Below are 763 nucleotides of genomic sequence, written 5' to 3'. Positions count from 1 at the left end.
GACGGGCCGCTGGCACGCCGCAGGGCGCAACTAGACACGGCGAGAGCCGATGCGGGGCAGGGCGGGTTCTGGGATATTTCCGCGGACTTCATGGTCTACGGTGCCACCGTGGTCGGGGTAGCCATCGGGGCCACCGCAGGTTTCGACGCCCCGTGGCTGCCCTTCCTCGTCGTAATGTTCGCCTACTACATCAACGGCAGCGTGTTCCTGGTCTTTTCCTCCCTCGCGGAAAAAAGCGGCCGACAGATTGACGACGGCCGCTCACTGTCCTTCCTCGGCGGGCTGGCGGAGGGTGCAGAAACGGTCCTGGTCTACAGTCTTTGGCTGTTGTTCCCGGCTGCAGCCTGGCACATCGCCTCGGTGTGGGCGCTCCTGGTCCTCGTCAGCGCCACCCAGCGGCTCGTGGCCGGTTACCGGCTGCTGCGCTGAACATGCGGGGCAGGGCGGGTTCTGGGATATTTCCGCGGACTTCATGGTCTACGGTGCCACCGTGGTCGGGGTAGCCATCGGGGCCACCGCAGGTTTCGACGCCCCGTGGCTGCCCTTCCTCGTCGTAATGTTCGCCTACTACATCAACGGCAGCGTGTTCCTGGTCTTTTCCTCCCTCGCGGAAAAAAGCGGCCGACAGATTGACGACGGCCGCTCACTGTCCTTCCTCGGCGGGCTGGCGGAGGGTGCAGAAACGGTCCTGGTCCACAGTCTTTGGCTGTTGTTCCCGGCTGCAGCCTGGCACATCGCCTCGGTGTGGGCGCTCCTGGTCCTC

1 protein-coding gene and 1 pseudogene are annotated in these 763 nt (G+C 65.0%); both read left to right on the top strand.

The features are described from left to right. Positions 1–429: hypothetical protein (locus Y708_RS30065; RefSeq protein WP_028281135.1), on the top strand; the 429-nt coding region annotated here is incomplete at its 5' end. Between the two features lie 61 nt (positions 430–490). Next, positions 491–763, top strand: a pseudogene (locus Y708_RS30060) (CDP-alcohol phosphatidyltransferase family protein); the annotation flags it as partial.

It is taken from the genome of Arthrobacter sp. H5, from assembly GCF_000520595.1.
Classification (GTDB): Bacteria; Actinomycetota; Actinomycetes; order Actinomycetales; family Micrococcaceae; genus Arthrobacter_D.
This window is presented reverse-complemented; position numbering and strand designations above follow the sequence as displayed.